Here is a 15429-nt window from a genome sequence, read left to right as displayed (position 1 = left end):
TTTATTTGTAAGTTAAATAATTGAGATAATTTTTAAGCTTAGATTCTCCTTCTTTTCTAATATTATCCCTATTTTTAATTCAATAAGAAATTTCCAAAATCAAAATGAGTTTCAAAACCTTTGTCATCTTAATGTCTGTCGTCGGCATATTTTACATTCTTGGGAAAATTCTCATTTCGAATAATGCTTTAAAACAAGTCAACGCAACAGTCACCGAAGTTGCGAAAAGCGGAAACAGAGTTCCTTACTTTATGTTCAAGACCAAGGAATATCCCGGTGCTTTTTACAATTCAGGAAACGGGATGCTTTCGTATTTTAAAGATGACCAAGCGATCTTGAATACTTCCATCAATAAAAAACTGACTTTCTATATTAATGAAAACGAAACCTTAGAAAGTGGTGAGGACAAGTTTTACATTGCCTTAGAGTCCAAATCAAAATGGACGGATTTATTCTACTACAACATCAGATCCTTTACAAAGTTTTTCTTTGCCTTGTTCTGTCTTTTTATTTTGATAATCAACGCCATTGCGATCTATAGATATAAAATGAAGTTGTTTGAGATCACATTTATGGTTTATTTAGTCTTATTCTTTTTGGTGCTTGGATTTTAAGTGGGAAAATTACTTCACACTTTCCATAAAATTCACAGCTTCATCAAACCTTTTGCTCCACGGCAAAAAATACTGCAAGATCATCGGAACGTGTTTTTTATTGAGCAGAATTGGTTTGACATCTGGCTGGAAAGGTTTCAATGCTTTCAAAAAATTCTCATTTGCGATTTTTATGGAAGGATAAGTTTTCTTGCCTACATAAATCATAAAATGTGGCGTTTTTTCATTAATGAAATAGATGGACGACGCTTGTTTCCATTTTTCTGGGTCTTTGCTCCACGTGATATCGTAATTATCTTCAGCTGTGGGCGGATATTTTTCGAGATAATTTTTCATATCAATCCCAGCACCATCAATTAGGATAATCCCCGAAATCGTTTTCTCTGGAATTCCATATTTGGGATTCATCACCGCGGAAGTTGATAATTGCCCGCCTGCAGAATGGCCGGAGATGAAAATTCGTTCTGGATTTCCGTGATATTTTTGCGCATTGGCCTTTGTGAATAGGATTGTTGCTGCAATTTCTTTCGTCATTTCATCCACATCAGCATTCGGACTCAAAGTGTAATCTGGAATCACGACGACCATATTTTTACGGGCAAAGTTTCTCCCGAGAAGATTGTATTTGTTTTTATTTCCCGTGTTCCAATTTCCGCCGTAAACGAAAATGAGGACAGGAAGATTTTTGTCCTTGATGTTTTTCGGTGTGAAAATATTCAGTTTTACATTTTCTCCTTTATGGTTTTTGGTGTAGGAAATATCTTTGTAAATCTTCGTCGGTTTGCAACTGATAATCATTAAGGCAAATAAAAAGAGTGTGATGATAGATTTTTGCATTCGTTTATTATATAATGATATACGATGAATCCTAATTTTCAGATTGTATTGGATTTTCTAGATTCTATTAAAAAAAGTTAATTTCCACCACGTCAAATAAACATTAACGATTAAAGATTATCTTTGCGGATTATTTGCCGGATGAAGAAACTTGTCATTATTCCCACTTACAACGAAAAAGAAAACATCGAAAAAATCATTTCGGCTGTTTTTTCTATGGAACAGGATTTCCACGTTTTGGTGGTGGACGATTCTTCGCCCGACGGAACGGCTGAGATTGTAAAAGGTCTGAGGGAGAAGTTTCCCCTTCAATTGCATCTTACGGTTCGAAAGATCAAAGATGGACTTGGTAAAGCTTATATCCATGGCTTCCAATGGGCGATTCATAATGAATATGATTACATTTTCGAAATGGATGCTGATTTTTCCCATAATCCTAAAGATTTAATTAAGCTTTTTGAAGCCTGTAAAACGGCTGATATGGCTGTGGGTTCCAGATATTCTCAAGGCGTGAATGTGGTGAACTGGCCGATGGGAAGGGTTTTGTTGTCTTATTTTGCATCAAAATATGTGAGGTTTGTTCTCGGACTTCCAATTCACGATACAACGGCGGGATTTGTTTGTTTTAAAAAAGAAACCTTGATCGCCATTGGTCTAGATAAGATCAAACTGAAAGGTTACGGTTTCCAGGTTGAAATGAAATATCGCGTTTTCAAGAAAAATCTGAAGATTGTAGAAGTTCCAATTATTTTTACGGACCGAACAGAAGGCGTGAGCAAAATGAATGGCGGAATCATCCAGGAAGCGATTTTTGGTGTTTTGAATTTGAAATGGAAAAACCTGATCGGAAAATTGTAAATAATGAAGTATTTATTTTACATATCAATGATTTTCTGCGTTTTGTCTTGTACAGAGGCGATAGAAAAACCGAAAGATCTGTTGCCGGAAGACAAGATGTCCGAGATCATTGCAGATTTTGCCATCAATGAGCAGAATTATACGATCGGAAATAACATCAATTCTGAAAATGCAACCAGATTTATTCTAAAAAAATACCAAATCAAAGGCGAACTTTTCACTAATAGCTATGAATATTATATGACAAAGCCTGAAGTTATCAAGGAAATCCTGGACGACGCTCAGAAAATCATCTTAGCCAAAGACCCGAAAGCTGAGGCTTTCATCAATAAAAAATTAAAAGAGAATCCGGGAATACCGCCGCAAGCGCGATAATTTTGGAGATATATAGTTATGCAGAAATTTTTTGAAATCGAAAAAACTTCAGAATCCAAAGCAAGAGCTGGAGTTATCAATACCGACCACGGACAGATTCAAACCCCGATTTTTATGCCGGTGGGAACTGTGGCCTCTGTGAAAACCGTTCACCAGAGAGAACTGAAAGAAGACATCAAAGCGCAGATCATCTTAGGAAATACCTACCATTTGATGCTTCGTCCTACTATGGACATTATGGAAAAAGCGGGCGGACTTCACCAGTTTATGAATTGGGATCTTCCAATTTTGACAGATTCTGGTGGTTATCAGGTTTTTTCGTTAGCAAAAAGCAGAAAGATCACGGAAGAAGGTGTAAAGTTCAAATCACACATCGACGGTAGTTTGCATTTTATGTCGCCTGAAGTTTCGATGCAAATTCAAAGACAAATCGGTGCGGATATTTTTATGGCTTTTGATGAGTGTATTGCTTATCCAAGCGACTATAACGCTGTGAAAACTTCAATGGAGCTTACGCACCGTTGGTTGAAAAGATGCATCACTTGGACTGAGGAAAACAAAGAATTGTACGGTCACAAACAGAGATTGTTCCCAATTGTTCAGGGTTCTTGTTATTCTGATTTAAGGAAAATTTCGGCTGAGGTGATCTCTGAAGCTGGAGCCGAAGGTAACGCAATCGGTGGACTTTCCGTTGGTGAACCAGAACCGGAAATGTACAGGATCACAAATGAAGTGACGGACATTCTCCCGAAAGACAAACCAAGATATTTGATGGGTGTTGGAACACCTTGGAATATTCTGGAAAGCATCGGTTTCGGTGTGGATATGATGGATTGCGTAATGCCGACCAGAAATGCGAGAAACGCAATGCTCTTCACTTGGCAAGGTGTGATGAATATGAAAAACGAACGTTGGAAAGAGGATTTCTCTCCGCTGGATGAGTTTGGGACGAGTTTTGTGGACAGCGCTTATAGCAAGGCTTATGTGCGTCACCTTTTTGTTTCGAAGGAATATTTGGCAAAGCAGATTGCCTCGATCCATAACTTGGCGTTTTACCTAGATTTAGTGAAAGTTGCGAGAGAACATATCGTTGCAGGTGACTTCTACCAATGGAAAGATTCAATCATTCCACAGTTGAAGACAAGGCTTTAAAAGACTTAAGAAAAAAATAAAAAGACTCAAGAGAGAATCAATTATCAATCATCATTTATCAATTATAACTCGATGAAAATCATAGACCTTTACGTCATCAAAAAATATTTGGGAACCCTCATTTTTATGTTGGCGCTTTTGTCTATCATCATTATGGTTGTGGATGTGCAGGCAAAAACGCCAAGGATCGAGAGCAATGGATTTACGGTTGGTTATTTCTTGCTTAATTTCTATCCGTTTTGGATCCTGAATTTGATTCTGACCTTTATGTCGATTCTAGTTTTCATCACGGTGATCTTCTTCACTTCCAGAATGGCAAATAATACAGAGATTGTTGCCATCATCAGTAGTGGTGCGAGTTTCCATAGGTTTGCAAGACCGTATTTGATCACCTCGTTGTTGATATTCATAATGACTTTGGCGGTCAACCATTTCATTTTACCGTGGGCGAATATCCAGAAAAACATTCTCGAACCTTATACTTACAATGCGGTAAACAAGGAAAAGTTGTTAGGAAATATGAGCATTGCCTCCAATATTAGCCCCACCGATTTTATTTTTGTTAATAGTTACAACAAGAAAGAAAACCGAGGCTCTGGCTATATGTATCAGAAATTTGATAAGAACAAAAGACTGGTCTATCAAATCACTGCAATGGATATCCAGTGGGAAGCAAAGAAAAAACATTTTGTCATAAATAATTACATAGAGCGTACGGCAGGGAAAAAAGATACCGAAATTTTGGGACAGGGAACTACAAAAATTCAGGATTTTAAGTTGCCGCCTTCAGAATTGTTTCCGGATAAGTTAGTAGCTCAAAACAAAACTACGCCCGAATTGTTGACGATGATTGAAAGGGAAAAAATGAAAGGAAATAGCAACGTAACTTCCTTTTATAATGAGCTTTACCAAAGAACATCAATGCCGGTTTCTATTATTATTCTGACATTTTTAGGATTATCTTTATCATCTCAGAAAAAACGTGGCGGATTGGGGCTTAATCTCGCTTTGGGAATTGCTTTGGCGTTCCTATTCGTCTTCTCTTTTCAAGTTTTGAATGTCGTTTCCGAGAACAAAAGTTTGCCACCATTATTAGCAATGTGGCTTCCGAATATGATTTTTGCGCCTATTGCAGCTTATCTTTATATTAAGAGAGCAAATCAGTAAAGCATCTCAATCTCCTTGTGGAAGAACTTCTGCAAGCCTTCATTTTCCAGATCAATCCAAAGGAAACCATTTATGTCAGCATTTTTGATGATGCCATTTTGGCGCAAATCGTTTTTTTGAAATACCGAAATTTCATCTTTTCTGAAAAGTGAATCATTGTAATCCTTTAGGATTTGTTCCTCCGTCGTAATTTGTTCCATTTTCGAAACAATATTTTGATGAAACTGATTCGCGAAATCTCTTAGATCAAAACTTAAACCCGTGACAGACAATATGGAACCTGCTTTCGGAAGATTTGAAAAATCTGATTGAAGGACATTGATCCCGATCCCGATGATGTAATATTCTTCATTATCGATTTTCTTTTTTTCGATAAGGATCCCGCAGACCTTTTTACCGTTCAGGATAATGTCATTTGGCCACTTTATTTTTGCATCTGCGTTTGCCAGATTGGCAAGAAAATCCCGAATGATAATAGCGGTATAGTAATTGAGGAATGTATCGGAAATATTGACTTTAGAAGTTTTTATCGCAATAGAATATGCCAAATTTTGATTGGGAACGACCCTCCAAATATTTCCATATTGTCCGCGGCCTTTCGTTTGATTAAAAGTAAAAACAGCAGTTGATTCGTCTTCATTTATAACAGAGAGAATTTCGTCATTTGTAGAAAAACAATTTTCGAAGTGGTGTAAACGGGTCATTTATGAAAACTTTAAGAGATAATAAACATGAGAAAGGAAAGATAAATAGATAAAAATCAATAAATTTGCAAATTAGACAATTTTTTGAATGAGTAAAATTACAGAAAAACAATTATTAATCGACAAGATCGTAGATTCGATTCAAGATACAAAAGGTGAAGATATTTTGGTCTTCGATTTAACAGGAATAGAAAACGCAGCAGCAGAAACTTTTATCATCTGCAGTGGAAATTCCAATACACAAGTTTCGGCAATCGCCGGCAATATCCAAAAAAACGTAAGAAACGACCTCAATGACAGACCTTGGCACGTAGAAGGTACTGAGAACTCTATGTGGGTTTTGGTAGATTACGTTTCCGTGGTGGTGCACATTTTCCAAAAAGAGATCCGTGAATACTACGACATCGAAGAACTTTGGGGTGATGCAAAGATCACAAAAATAGAAAGTTAATAGATGCACTATAGCATCATCAATCTTTAAAAAATAAAAATGAATAACAAAGGATTCAACTGGTTTATACCCGTTATATTGGGACTCATTTTACTTATATTTCTTCCAGGACTTCTTGGAGATTCTATGGTAAAAAACATTGATGAAAAAGAATTTTATACACTTGTAGAAAAAGGGAAAGTTGGCGAAGTAATGGTCTACAGAGACAATTTCAAAGCCGATGTTTACCTTACAAAAACGGCTAAAGCTGAGCTTAAAAAGACAGATAAAGAAAGCGATCCTCTTTCTGTGATCAATATCAAACCAAGTCCTGATTATGTTTTGACTTATGGTGATCTTAGATATTTCCAGGAAAGATTTGAAAGCATCAATGCCAAACTGCCTACGCAGGCAAGAATGGAATTTGGTAAAAGCCAAAGTGGTTTCTCCGAGTTGTTGTTTACTTTAGCACTTTGGGGTGGACTTTTCGCTTTGTTGTACTTCTTCATTTTCAGAAAAATGGGCGGTGGCGCAGGCGGACCTGGCGGACAGATCTTCAGCATTGGAAAATCTAAAGCCAAATTGTTTGACGAGAAAGACAAGATGCAGATCACTTTCAAAGATGTTGCAGGATTGGAAGGTGCAAAAGAGGAAGTTCAGGAAGTTGTAGATTTCTTGAAGAATTCTGAAAAATATACGAAATTGGGAGGTAAAATTCCGAAAGGTGTTCTATTGGTAGGTCCTCCGGGAACTGGTAAAACCTTGTTGGCGAAAGCTGTTGCAGGTGAAGCTAAAGTTCCGTTCTTCTCACTTTCAGGTTCTGATTTTGTTGAAATGTTCGTGGGTGTAGGAGCTTCCAGAGTAAGAGATCTTTTTGCTCAGGCCAAAGCGAAATCGCCAGCCATTATTTTCATTGATGAGATCGATGCGATTGGTAGAGCGAGGGGCAAAGGTGGTTTCCAAGGTGGAAATGACGAGCGCGAAAATACATTGAACCAATTACTGACAGAAATGGACGGTTTTGGAACTGATGTCAACGTGATCGTGATGGCTGCTACAAACCGTGCCGATATTTTGGATAAAGCATTGATGAGAGCTGGCCGTTTTGACCGTTCGATCTATGTAGATCTTCCAGAATTGCACGAGAGACAGCAGATCTTTGATGTACATTTGGCTAAGATCAAAATGGATGACTCTATCGATAGAGAATTCTTGGCAAAACAAACACCTGGTTTCAGCGGTGCTGATATCGCCAATGTTTGTAACGAAGCCGCTTTGATCGCAGCAAGAAACTCTCACGAATCTGTAAACAAACAAGATTTCTTGGACGCAGTCGATAGAATTATCGGCGGTCTCGAGAAGAAAAATAAAGCCATCAAACCTTCCGAAAAAAGAAGAGTTGCCTTCCACGAAGCTGGTCACGCAACGATTTCTTGGTTGGTAGAGCACGCAGCGCCACTTCTAAAAGTAACAATCGTTCCTCGTGGACGTTCACTTGGAGCCGCTTGGTATCTTCCGGAAGAAAGACAATTGACCACAACGCAACAAATGTTGGACGAGATTTGTGCAACATTGGGCGGTAGAGCAGCAGAACAAGCTGTTTTCGGGAATATTTCTACTGGAGCCTTGTCCGATCTTGAAAGAGTGACGAAACAAGCGCAGGCGATGGTTACGATCTATGGTCTGAACGATAAAGTGGGAAACATTTCTTACTACGACAGTTCAGGTCAATCTGAATACAGTTTTGGAAAACCATATTCTGAGCAAACAGCGAAACTGATTGATGAAGAGATCTCAAAATTGGTCGAAACGCAGTACGCAAGAGCGGTCCATATCTTGACAGAAAATAGAGATAAACTGGATGCCTTGGCTCAGAAACTTTTGGAAAAAGAAGTGATCTTCCGCGAAGATCTTGAAGAAATTTTCGGAAAACGCGCTTGGGACCCAGAATTGACAGAAAAACCTGTATCAAGTTTAGATAATCCTGCTGATGCTGGAAATGTCTTAAATACAGACAGTTAAACTATTCAAAATTTAAATAATAACAAAAAATCCTAATCTATTTAGGATTTTTTGTTAAAATAAAGTTTTGGTTTTTAACCTATTATAATTATTTTTTTACATTTGTATTAATTAAAGCATAACTAAATTGAGTCTGTTCAAAAAACTCGTCAATAAGATAATGAATCAGCCCGAAGAGGAGCAGCCAGATGTGACCAAACTGGCGGACCAACTTCGCGATGCAGATCTTGATTATAAATTTGCGCAACTTTTTACGCATTCAGGGGGATTTTTTAATTATTGCGCAGATGAATCCGAAGCCTTACAAACGCTCAATCAGATCATTAAAATCGAGCAGGTAAAAGATGTTTTCTGTTGGGACCAGGATCTGAGAAATTTCTTGGACGTCATCAAGACACCTTACACGCCAGAGCTCACCGAGCAAAATGATGCTGCTTTCATCACTTGCGAATATCTGATTGCTTTCGACGGCAGAATTATGCTTTCTCACAACAATATCCTTCACTATCATTCTTCAAGATTGCCAAGCAAAATCATCATTATGGCAAACGTTTCTCAGATCGCAAACAATCTGAACGAGGCAATGATGAAGGTCAAACGTGCAGGAAATCTTAAAAATCTGACCTCTATCAGCGGAAGTCAGTCCAAATTAGATACACCTAATAAGGATAATACCAAACTTTTCTTACTTTTGCTGGAAGATTAAATTTCAGTTTTGGATAAAAATTTCATTCAGCGTACAATTTCCGGAGTCATTTATGTTCTCGTTATTGCTATTTGCACCACGCCGCTTGGCGAAAATCTCTTTAGCAGTTTTCTGCCACAAGTAAAACAGCAATATCTTTTTTACGGATTGATGACTTTCTTTTTGGTAGTTGGTCTTTACGAATGTATCAAAATAATGAAATTTGACAATAGCATCTACAAATGGGCAGTTTTCCCTGTCGCAGCAATTGTCTATTATAGATTTACGCAACGATTTTTTCATCACGATTTTCTTAATAGTTATAGTATAAATAATTACTTAAGTGAAATTCTTGCTTTAGGATTAATTGTAATCGCTGTCGTCACACTTTTCAAATATTCCAGAGAACTATACTTCGAAAACGGAAAACTGATTTTCACGGTCGTTTATGTGACTTTACCGTTTGCCTTCTCATTAGGCCTACCGAAATTTAGTACATTAGATGAGAGCAAAACTTTCACTTTAGAAATTTTTATGCTTTTCGTTTTGATTTGGAGCAGCGATACTTTCGCCTATCTGACAGGCAAATTCTTTGGAAAACACAAGATGGCACCGCGGATTTCGCCCAAGAAAACCTGGGAAGGATTTGCTGGTGGTGTGGTTCTGACCTTAATATTGGGATTCTTTGTAGAACAGTATTTTCCTGAACTCAAAGGAAACTGGATAATGGTTGGATTCCTGGTTTCTGTCTTCGCGCCGTTGGGAGATTTGGTAGAAAGTCAGTTAAAACGTAGTTTTGCAGTCAAAGACAGCGGAAATATCATTCCGGGTCACGGTGGCGTTTTGGACAGGCTGGATAGCTTTATCATCTGCGTGCCAGTTGTCTATCTTTATTTTATCTTAGAAAAACTAGTTTAGAATCAATTATATGAAACTACATAAAGAATCAAAAGGGACCTTGGTTGTTGCAATTTTGTTCATTGCATTCATTGGAGCCATATCCATTTATTATTTAGAATTATGGTCTTTGGTCATCTTAATTCCGCTTTTAGTGATGTTGGGATTGATATTTTGGTTTTTCCGGGTTCCAACGAGAGCCATTCTTGACCATACTGAAAACGTGGTTGCGCCAGTTGACGGGAAAGTCGTGATGATAAAAGAAGTAATCGAAGATGAATTCATCAAAGACAAATGCATTCAGGTTTCTATTTTTATGTCACCTTTGAATGTTCATATTTGCCGTTATCCGGTGAGTGGTGATGTGATTTATAAAAAATACCATCCGGGAAAATATTTGGTAGCCTGGCACGAGAAATCCTCTACTGAAAATGAAAGAACGACTGTTGCCGTGAAAAGTTTGACCAATCATCAGGTTGTTTTCCGTCAAATTGCAGGATATGTGGCGAGAAGAATTGTTTTCTATTGTAATGTTGAAGATAAAGCAAAAGCTGGTCACGAATTCGGATTCATCAAGTTCGGTTCCAGAATGGATGTTTTCCTTCCTCTGGACACCGAAATCCTTTGCAAAATCGGAGATAAGACAAAAGGTGGAATAGATGTCATCGCAAGAATGAGAGACTAATTTTTCATCCATATAAAATTCAAAAGAGGCTTAATTTATTAAGTCTCTTTTTTTGTTTAATCTTGAGAATTGACAGTTTGGTCGGAATTTCTGACCATTCGGACCATTATTTTTTTAATTAAGGTCTCATCAATATAATTTTGAGGCATAATTAAAAATCAAAACAATGAAAACATCAGTATTCTTCTCGTTCTTCCTCATCTTATTATCAATTTTTTCCAAAGCTCAAATGGATGACAAATTCTATCAGCCCAAGAAAGAAATGAAACCTCTGGAATTCAAAAACATCGAAAACATCAGTTTGCCAGTTGAAAGCGATACCATCACCGCGGTCGTTTTGAAGCCCGAATCAAAATTAATAAAAAAAACAATTGTCTTTTTTCACGGTGCTGCCGGCAATATTTCAACTTATCAATACATCACCAAAACATTGGTGGAGGACGGATTCCAGGTCGTAATGGTAGATGTGAGAGGTTACGGAAAGTCAACAGGAAAACCGACCCACTTGAATGTGGCAGAAGATGGTCAAAAAATGTTCGATTATCTCTTGGCCAGAAAAGATATTCGAAACACAAAAATCTATTTGTATGGCGCTTCTTTGGGTTCTCAGATTGCAACGCATTTGGCTAAGGAAAATCCAACAAAGATTTCAGGACTGATTGTTGATGGCGGAATGGCGTCTTTCACAGATATTGCCATCCACTTTGCGCCGCAATACAAGGAAATGATTGAGAAAGCTCTGATTTCACCTTACTCTGCAAAAGAAGATGTGAAAGCTTTGAGCAATGTTCCAAAACTATTCATCTACAGCAAAGGCGACTCAATAGTTCCGTTTGAGCAAGGACAACTGATTTATGCCAACGCTCCCGAACCAAAACAATTCCTCGAATTTACAGGAGAACACATCCAGGCAATGGTTGTGGACAAAAGTAGAATCGTAGCGGCCATCGAAAAATTATAATAAAAAAGGAAACCTCAATGGGTTTCCTTTTTCTTTTTAGCTGATTTTTTCTTCAGCTTTTTCGGCATTTTTGATTTGACGAATTGCTCTCTGTCCTTAATGAATTCTAGCATTTCCTTATTATAACTGAATTGCTTTGCATCATTTAAAAACTTCAAGCATTCACAAAACTTCCCCTCATCTCAGACAACAAAGCTCTGTAAAACCATAAAGTCGATTTGTCAATTCCTTTGATTCTTAAAGAATAGTTAATCAGTTTTTCGGCTTCCTGAAAATCTTCGTTGTCCAAAAGACATTTGATGTAGTATTTTGGCGTATTCAGATTGGTCAAGTCACATTGCATTGCTTCCTCGAAATAGAGTTTTGCTTTTTCATAGTCATCGAGCATTTCGCTGTAGATTCTTCCCATCAGACAAAGCGAATCTGCATCTTCAGGGTCGTAGGAAAGCGCATAATTCAACGCTTCCAGACAATCCGGCAAGCTGTATGGATAATTATCCAGTGCTTCGAAATAATATTTACTTTTAGTTAAGGTCATTTCTGTAGTTTTTTAATTCATTTTTCAGTTGATGTCTTTCTTTTTTAAAAGATTTCTCCTGATGATTCTTTTTAAAATCGGTTCCTGAGAATGTTCGGATAGGATTTCCCCGCTGAACATTCAAATGATTGTTCCAAGTTTCCTGCATTTGTTTTTCCAGTTGCTGGATGTGAAATTCCATCACTTTTTCTTTTAATCTGATGATTGAAATTTTCTTGTTTTCCAGTTGCGAACGGGAATCCTGCACGAAAACACTCTGTCCGGTTTTTAAATAGGTCGCCCGAACGGCAGTTTCCACTTTATTCACGTTTTGTCCGCCACTTCCCTGACTTCTTGCGGTCTGAAACTGAATTTCCTTTTCATTAAATTCAATTTTCTCCAAACCTTCCAGTTCAAAAATCCCGATAAACCAGTTGCTTCTTTTATGGAATTTTCTGAACGTGCTTTTCCCAATCCAAAGAATACTTCCGAGCCAGTTTTTCAGAAATTCATTTGCTTCTTTTCCTTTTAAAACTAAAGTTGCAGATTTCAACGTCAGGTTTTCATCGCCATTTTCACGGTGAATAATTTCGTAACCGATTTTATTTTGTTTTGCTTCCTCAAGAAAGACCTTCAGAACTTTGGCAACTACCCACTGACATTCCAAAGGTCCTCTTCCCGAGGTGATTTGTATTATTTTGTCCATTTTTTTTAGGAGCTTAATCCCGCTTGCAGTTTATACTGAGCTTGTCGAAGTGCTGTATCTTTTTTTGCCCTCGCTTTTTTCAAGCCCTTGCAAAAAAAAGGATGCCGCTGCAATCGGGGCTATTGTTTTTCTCCTTTGTATTACTATTGTTATAAATTATGTAATGATTTTTGAAAGAATTAAAATGCAGGTATTTGACATCAAATACCCAACATCCCGCATCCAACATTAATCATTATTTATCCATCCTCACAATTCGGGGTTGGAAAGTTCCGAGAATATCGACCAGTTCACTTTGTGCGTTCATCACTTCGTTGATGTCTTTGTACGCCATTGGTGCTTCTTCCGCATTTCCGCCCATCAAGGTGACATTTTTGTGTTTTAATTCTTTCTTGATGTCATTCTGAGTAAAACGGTTTCTGCATTCTCCTCTCGAAAAAGCCCGTCCCGCTCCGTGTGAAGCCGAGTTCAGTGAATGCGGATTTCCTTTTCCTCGGACGATGAAACCTTTTGCCGTCATCGAGCCGGGAATCATTCCCAACTCGTTTTCGTTGGCTGGAGTTGCGCCTTTTCTGTGAACAATCACCTCTTTTCCATTGTGAATTTCTTTCCATGCGAAGTTGTGATGGTTTTCGATTCTGGCTTTCACTCTTCCGCCGACCGCTTTCACCAGTCTTCTGTGAATATCGTCGTGGCAGGCCGAAGCATAATCTCCTGCAAGATTCATCGCCGTCCAGTATTCTAATCCGAGATGCGTGTTCAAATCCAGCCAGGCGAAGTTTTGCGCTTCTTTTGGCAACGGACATTGTTCGGTCGCCACTCTCGAATAATACTGAGCGATTTCTGCTCCCAATCCACGCGAACCGCTGTGTGAAAGTATTCCGAGGTATTTTCCTTTCGGAAGATTGATTTTTTCATCTTCTTCCGTAATTTCCACTTCACCGAATTCCACGAAGTGATTTCCTCCGCCGGAACTTCCCATTTGTTTGATGGCTTTTCCTTTTAATCGTCTCAAAATCGGAATTAAACCGAACGTGTCTCTGTCGAAAATCTCGTGGTCGACGTGAGATTTGTGCGTTTCATACATTCCGAATTTAGTGTGTTCGCCAAGCGCTTTTTCATATTTGTCTTTCGCGCCGTCGAGATATGAAATTGGCGTATCCAAAATACTGAGCGACATTCTGCAACCGATATCCATTCCGACTCCGTAAGGGATTACCGCATTTTCTACCGCAAGAACGCCACCTATTGGAAGTCCGTAACCGCTGTGTGCATCGGGCATCAAAGCGCCTTGTGTTGCAATTGGCAGTTTCAGTGCGGTGTAGAGTTGGTTTTTTGCTTCATCTGAAATATCATTTCCGAAAATTTGGAAAGACGCCCTGCTGGTGTTGAGCATTCTTTTCTCAGTTTTCTTTGATGAAAGCAGAGCTTCTGCAATTTGTCCGAAGGTTAAATCTTTCTCGAAGTTCTCCGGATTTTGCTGGATTTCCTTTAAAAGAGATTTCACATAATGAATATTTTTGGTTGCAAAATTTCTCTTCATCACTTCCAAAGCGATGTTGACGCTCTGGTTGTTTGGATAGCCTAATTTTAATATATCTTTTCCTTTTAATTTTAAATTTCCCATTTTTTTATAATTGATGAATGATGAGAATGATTGATTTTCTCGCATCTGGTTTGCCAACTAAAATTTTAATTGGTTTAAGGCAGGAGTTTGTCCTAGCCCCGATTGCAGCGGCATCCTTTTTTTTGCCTGGGCTTGAAAAAAGCGCTGGCAAAAAAAGATATAGCGGAAAGCGGGATTAAGCTCCTAAAAAAAAGATTTCGGGGAAACGTTTTAAGTTTGAAATATTGCGCAATAAAAAACCCGAAATCTTACGACTCCGGGTTTTGATATTTCATTATACTGTTGTTCTAAGAATGTACCAAACCACGAAGCCTCGCCTTTGCAAAAGGCAATCCTACTGATGTATGTAAGTTGTATTTGAACATTGCTTCGTTGTTATTTTTGTTGGTTGAACTTGATTTTCAGGTGCAAAGATATTATTTTTTTTGAATTTGCAAATTTTATTTTTGAAATGGTAAAAATCTTAGCTGATTAGAGCTTCGTATTTTTTGCGATTATCAATCAAAATCCAAAGGTTGATGGTTGCGAAAACCAAGGCGATTGGAATGCCTTCCGGAGCTTTTGTAAAGTTGTGAAGAACGATTCCGACCATAATTGGTAAGATGACAATGGCGCCCAACGCTCTCGTTTTTGGAAAGATGAATAAAGCACCACCGATGATTTCCACGGCACCGACCAACGGCATCAGCCAGCTCAGTTCTGCAAAGGCGGCGAATGATTTTTTCATAGACTCTGTTAGTTCCGGCATTGGCATATAGTGGAAGAACTTGTCTAGTCCGGCGTTGATGAACATTAAACCGAAAAGGAGGCAGAGGATAAATTTGACGTATTTCATAGTTTGTAAATTTTATAGTTATTTTTTTATTTCTACAGTTTCACTTTCTTGAATCGGTTCTCTTCCTCCACCAAATTGAGTTGCAAAAAGGAAAGCCAAAACGGCGAAGCAGACCAACAGAGCAGCAATGACGATGAAAATCTTTTTGCGGAATGTTAGATTGGGAATGTATGACACCGAAAATATCAAGATGACCAATAAAATTACAAATAGTGCGGTAATTCCCATATGATGTTTTAATATTCTGGTGTAAATGAATTTGTAAATGCGAAATTAATAAAAATTTGAATTGAATATTAAAATAAAATCCGTCCGAGAAATTTCCCGAACGGATGAATATTTAGAATTTAAATCTTA

General features: G+C 38.0%; 18 protein-coding genes. 11 read left to right on the top strand and 7 right to left on the bottom strand.

Going from position 1 to position 15429, the window contains the following annotated elements; translation table 11 throughout:
* The first annotated feature begins 104 nt into the window (after positions 1–104).
* Entirely contained in the window at positions 105–614 is a 510-nt protein-coding gene (locus tag PQ459_02580; protein WDF47381.1) for a hypothetical protein, read from the top strand.
* A gap of 9 nt (positions 615–623) precedes the next feature.
* On the opposite strand, the gene PQ459_02575 is transcribed toward PQ459_02580, so the two are convergent.
* Positions 624–1451, bottom strand: a complete 828-nt coding sequence (locus PQ459_02575) for an alpha/beta hydrolase (GenBank protein ID WDF47380.1) — start codon at positions 1449–1451, stop codon at positions 624–626.
* A gap of 141 nt (positions 1452–1592) precedes the next feature.
* On the opposite strand from PQ459_02575, the gene PQ459_02570 reads away from it, so the two are divergent.
* From PQ459_02570 to PQ459_02555, 4 genes are all read left to right on the top strand, one after another.
* Positions 1593–2309 carry a polyprenol monophosphomannose synthase gene (locus tag PQ459_02570; GenBank protein WDF47379.1) on the top strand — a complete coding sequence of 239 codons (717 nt, stop codon included), beginning with the start codon at positions 1593–1595 and terminating at the stop codon, positions 2307–2309.
* A gap of 3 nt (positions 2310–2312) precedes the next feature.
* Positions 2313–2684 carry a DUF4296 domain-containing protein gene (locus PQ459_02565; GenBank protein WDF47378.1) on the top strand — a complete coding sequence of 124 codons (372 nt, stop codon included), beginning with the start codon at positions 2313–2315 and terminating at the stop codon, positions 2682–2684.
* Between the two features lie 18 nt (positions 2685–2702).
* Entirely contained in the window at positions 2703–3836 is a 1134-nt protein-coding gene (gene tgt, locus PQ459_02560) for a tRNA guanosine(34) transglycosylase Tgt (protein WDF47377.1), read from the top strand.
* Between the two features lie 72 nt (positions 3837–3908).
* On the top strand, positions 3909–5003 hold the full coding sequence (locus PQ459_02555) for an LptF/LptG family permease (GenBank protein WDF47376.1): 1095 nt from the start codon (positions 3909–3911) through the stop codon (positions 5001–5003).
* Here the strand turns inward: PQ459_02555 and PQ459_02550 are convergent.
* Positions 4997–5707, bottom strand: coding sequence for a biotin--[acetyl-CoA-carboxylase] ligase (locus tag PQ459_02550; GenBank protein WDF47375.1), 711 nt, complete (start codon positions 5705–5707; stop codon positions 4997–4999). The genes PQ459_02555 and PQ459_02550 overlap by 7 nt on opposite strands.
* Before the next feature lie 88 nt (positions 5708–5795).
* On the opposite strand from PQ459_02550, the gene rsfS reads away from it, so the two are divergent.
* The 6 genes from rsfS to PQ459_02520 all read left to right on the top strand — a co-directional run bounded on the left by rsfS (position 5796) and on the right by PQ459_02520 (position 11387).
* Positions 5796–6158, top strand: a complete 363-nt coding sequence (rsfS, locus tag PQ459_02545) for a ribosome silencing factor (GenBank protein WDF47374.1) — start codon at positions 5796–5798, stop codon at positions 6156–6158.
* 39 nt (positions 6159–6197) lie between these two features.
* Complete coding sequence (gene ftsH, locus PQ459_02540; GenBank protein WDF47373.1) at positions 6198–8159, top strand: ATP-dependent zinc metalloprotease FtsH; 1962 nt, start codon at positions 6198–6200, stop codon at positions 8157–8159.
* Between the two features lie 127 nt (positions 8160–8286).
* Positions 8287–8865: a hypothetical protein gene (locus PQ459_02535; GenBank protein WDF47372.1), complete on the top strand. Its 579-nt coding sequence runs from the start codon at positions 8287–8289 to the stop codon at positions 8863–8865.
* A 9-nt stretch (positions 8866–8874) separates the two neighbouring features.
* Positions 8875–9762, top strand: a complete 888-nt coding sequence (locus PQ459_02530; protein WDF47371.1) for a phosphatidate cytidylyltransferase — start codon at positions 8875–8877, stop codon at positions 9760–9762.
* 10 nt (positions 9763–9772) lie between these two features.
* On the top strand, positions 9773–10426 hold the full coding sequence (locus tag PQ459_02525; protein WDF47370.1) for a phosphatidylserine decarboxylase family protein: 654 nt from the start codon (positions 9773–9775) through the stop codon (positions 10424–10426).
* 166 nt (positions 10427–10592) lie between these two features.
* Entirely contained in the window at positions 10593–11387 is a 795-nt protein-coding gene (locus PQ459_02520) for an alpha/beta fold hydrolase (protein WDF47369.1), read from the top strand.
* A gap of 154 nt (positions 11388–11541) precedes the next feature.
* Here PQ459_02520 and PQ459_02515 read toward each other — a convergent pair whose 3' ends face one another.
* The 5 genes from PQ459_02515 to PQ459_02495 all read right to left on the bottom strand — a co-directional run bounded on the left by PQ459_02515 (position 11542) and on the right by PQ459_02495 (position 15300).
* Positions 11542–11925: a hypothetical protein gene (locus tag PQ459_02515; protein ID WDF47368.1), complete on the bottom strand. Its 384-nt coding sequence runs from the start codon at positions 11923–11925 to the stop codon at positions 11542–11544.
* Positions 11912–12610 carry a peptide chain release factor H gene (gene prfH / locus PQ459_02510; protein WDF47367.1) on the bottom strand — a complete coding sequence of 233 codons (699 nt, stop codon included), beginning with the start codon at positions 12608–12610 and terminating at the stop codon, positions 11912–11914. Before prfH ends, PQ459_02515 begins: the two co-directional genes overlap by 14 nt.
* A gap of 235 nt (positions 12611–12845) precedes the next feature.
* Positions 12846–14237 (bottom strand): RtcB family protein, encoded by a 1392-nt coding sequence (locus PQ459_02505; protein ID WDF47366.1) that lies wholly within the window; start codon positions 14235–14237, stop codon positions 12846–12848.
* A gap of 463 nt (positions 14238–14700) precedes the next feature.
* On the bottom strand, positions 14701–15072 hold the full coding sequence (locus PQ459_02500) for a DoxX family protein (protein ID WDF47365.1): 372 nt from the start codon (positions 15070–15072) through the stop codon (positions 14701–14703).
* 18 nt (positions 15073–15090) lie between these two features.
* Positions 15091–15300 (bottom strand): hypothetical protein, encoded by a 210-nt coding sequence (locus PQ459_02495; protein WDF47364.1) that lies wholly within the window; start codon positions 15298–15300, stop codon positions 15091–15093.
* Positions 15301–15429: the final 129 nt, after the last annotated feature.

Source organism: Chryseobacterium sp. KACC 21268 (assembly GCA_028736075.1).
Lineage (GTDB): Bacteria > Bacteroidota > Bacteroidia > Flavobacteriales > Weeksellaceae > Epilithonimonas.
Note: the sequence above shows the minus strand (reverse complement) of the source record. Positions and strands in the feature narration are given on the sequence as shown.

Bases quoted from the DNA above. Each gene is read 5' to 3' on its own strand.
- PQ459_02580 (WDF47381.1), top strand. From the start codon at position 105: ATGAGTTTCAAAACCTTTGTCATCTTAATGTCTGTCGTCGGCATATTT.
- PQ459_02575 (WDF47380.1), bottom strand. From the start codon at position 1,451: ATGCAAAAATCTATCATCACACTCTTTTTATTTGCCTTAATGATTATC.
- PQ459_02570 (WDF47379.1), top strand. From the start codon at position 1,593: ATGAAGAAACTTGTCATTATTCCCACTTACAACGAAAAAGAAAACATC.
- PQ459_02565 (WDF47378.1), top strand. From the start codon at position 2,313: ATGAAGTATTTATTTTACATATCAATGATTTTCTGCGTTTTGTCTTGT.
- tgt (WDF47377.1), top strand. From the start codon at position 2,703: ATGCAGAAATTTTTTGAAATCGAAAAAACTTCAGAATCCAAAGCAAGA.
- PQ459_02555 (WDF47376.1), top strand. From the start codon at position 3,909: ATGAAAATCATAGACCTTTACGTCATCAAAAAATATTTGGGAACCCTC.
- PQ459_02550 (WDF47375.1), bottom strand. From the start codon at position 5,707: ATGACCCGTTTACACCACTTCGAAAATTGTTTTTCTACAAATGACGAA.
- rsfS (WDF47374.1), top strand. From the start codon at position 5,796: ATGAGTAAAATTACAGAAAAACAATTATTAATCGACAAGATCGTAGAT.
- ftsH (WDF47373.1), top strand. From the start codon at position 6,198: ATGAATAACAAAGGATTCAACTGGTTTATACCCGTTATATTGGGACTC.
- PQ459_02525 (WDF47370.1), top strand. From the start codon at position 9,773: ATGAAACTACATAAAGAATCAAAAGGGACCTTGGTTGTTGCAATTTTG.
- PQ459_02520 (WDF47369.1), top strand. From the start codon at position 10,593: ATGAAAACATCAGTATTCTTCTCGTTCTTCCTCATCTTATTATCAATT.
- PQ459_02515 (WDF47368.1), bottom strand. From the start codon at position 11,925: ATGACCTTAACTAAAAGTAAATATTATTTCGAAGCACTGGATAATTAT.
- prfH (WDF47367.1), bottom strand. From the start codon at position 12,610: ATGGACAAAATAATACAAATCACCTCGGGAAGAGGACCTTTGGAATGT.
- PQ459_02505 (WDF47366.1), bottom strand. From the start codon at position 14,237: ATGGGAAATTTAAAATTAAAAGGAAAAGATATATTAAAATTAGGCTAT.
- PQ459_02500 (WDF47365.1), bottom strand. From the start codon at position 15,072: ATGAAATACGTCAAATTTATCCTCTGCCTCCTTTTCGGTTTAATGTTC.
- PQ459_02495 (WDF47364.1), bottom strand. From the start codon at position 15,300: ATGGGAATTACCGCACTATTTGTAATTTTATTGGTCATCTTGATATTT.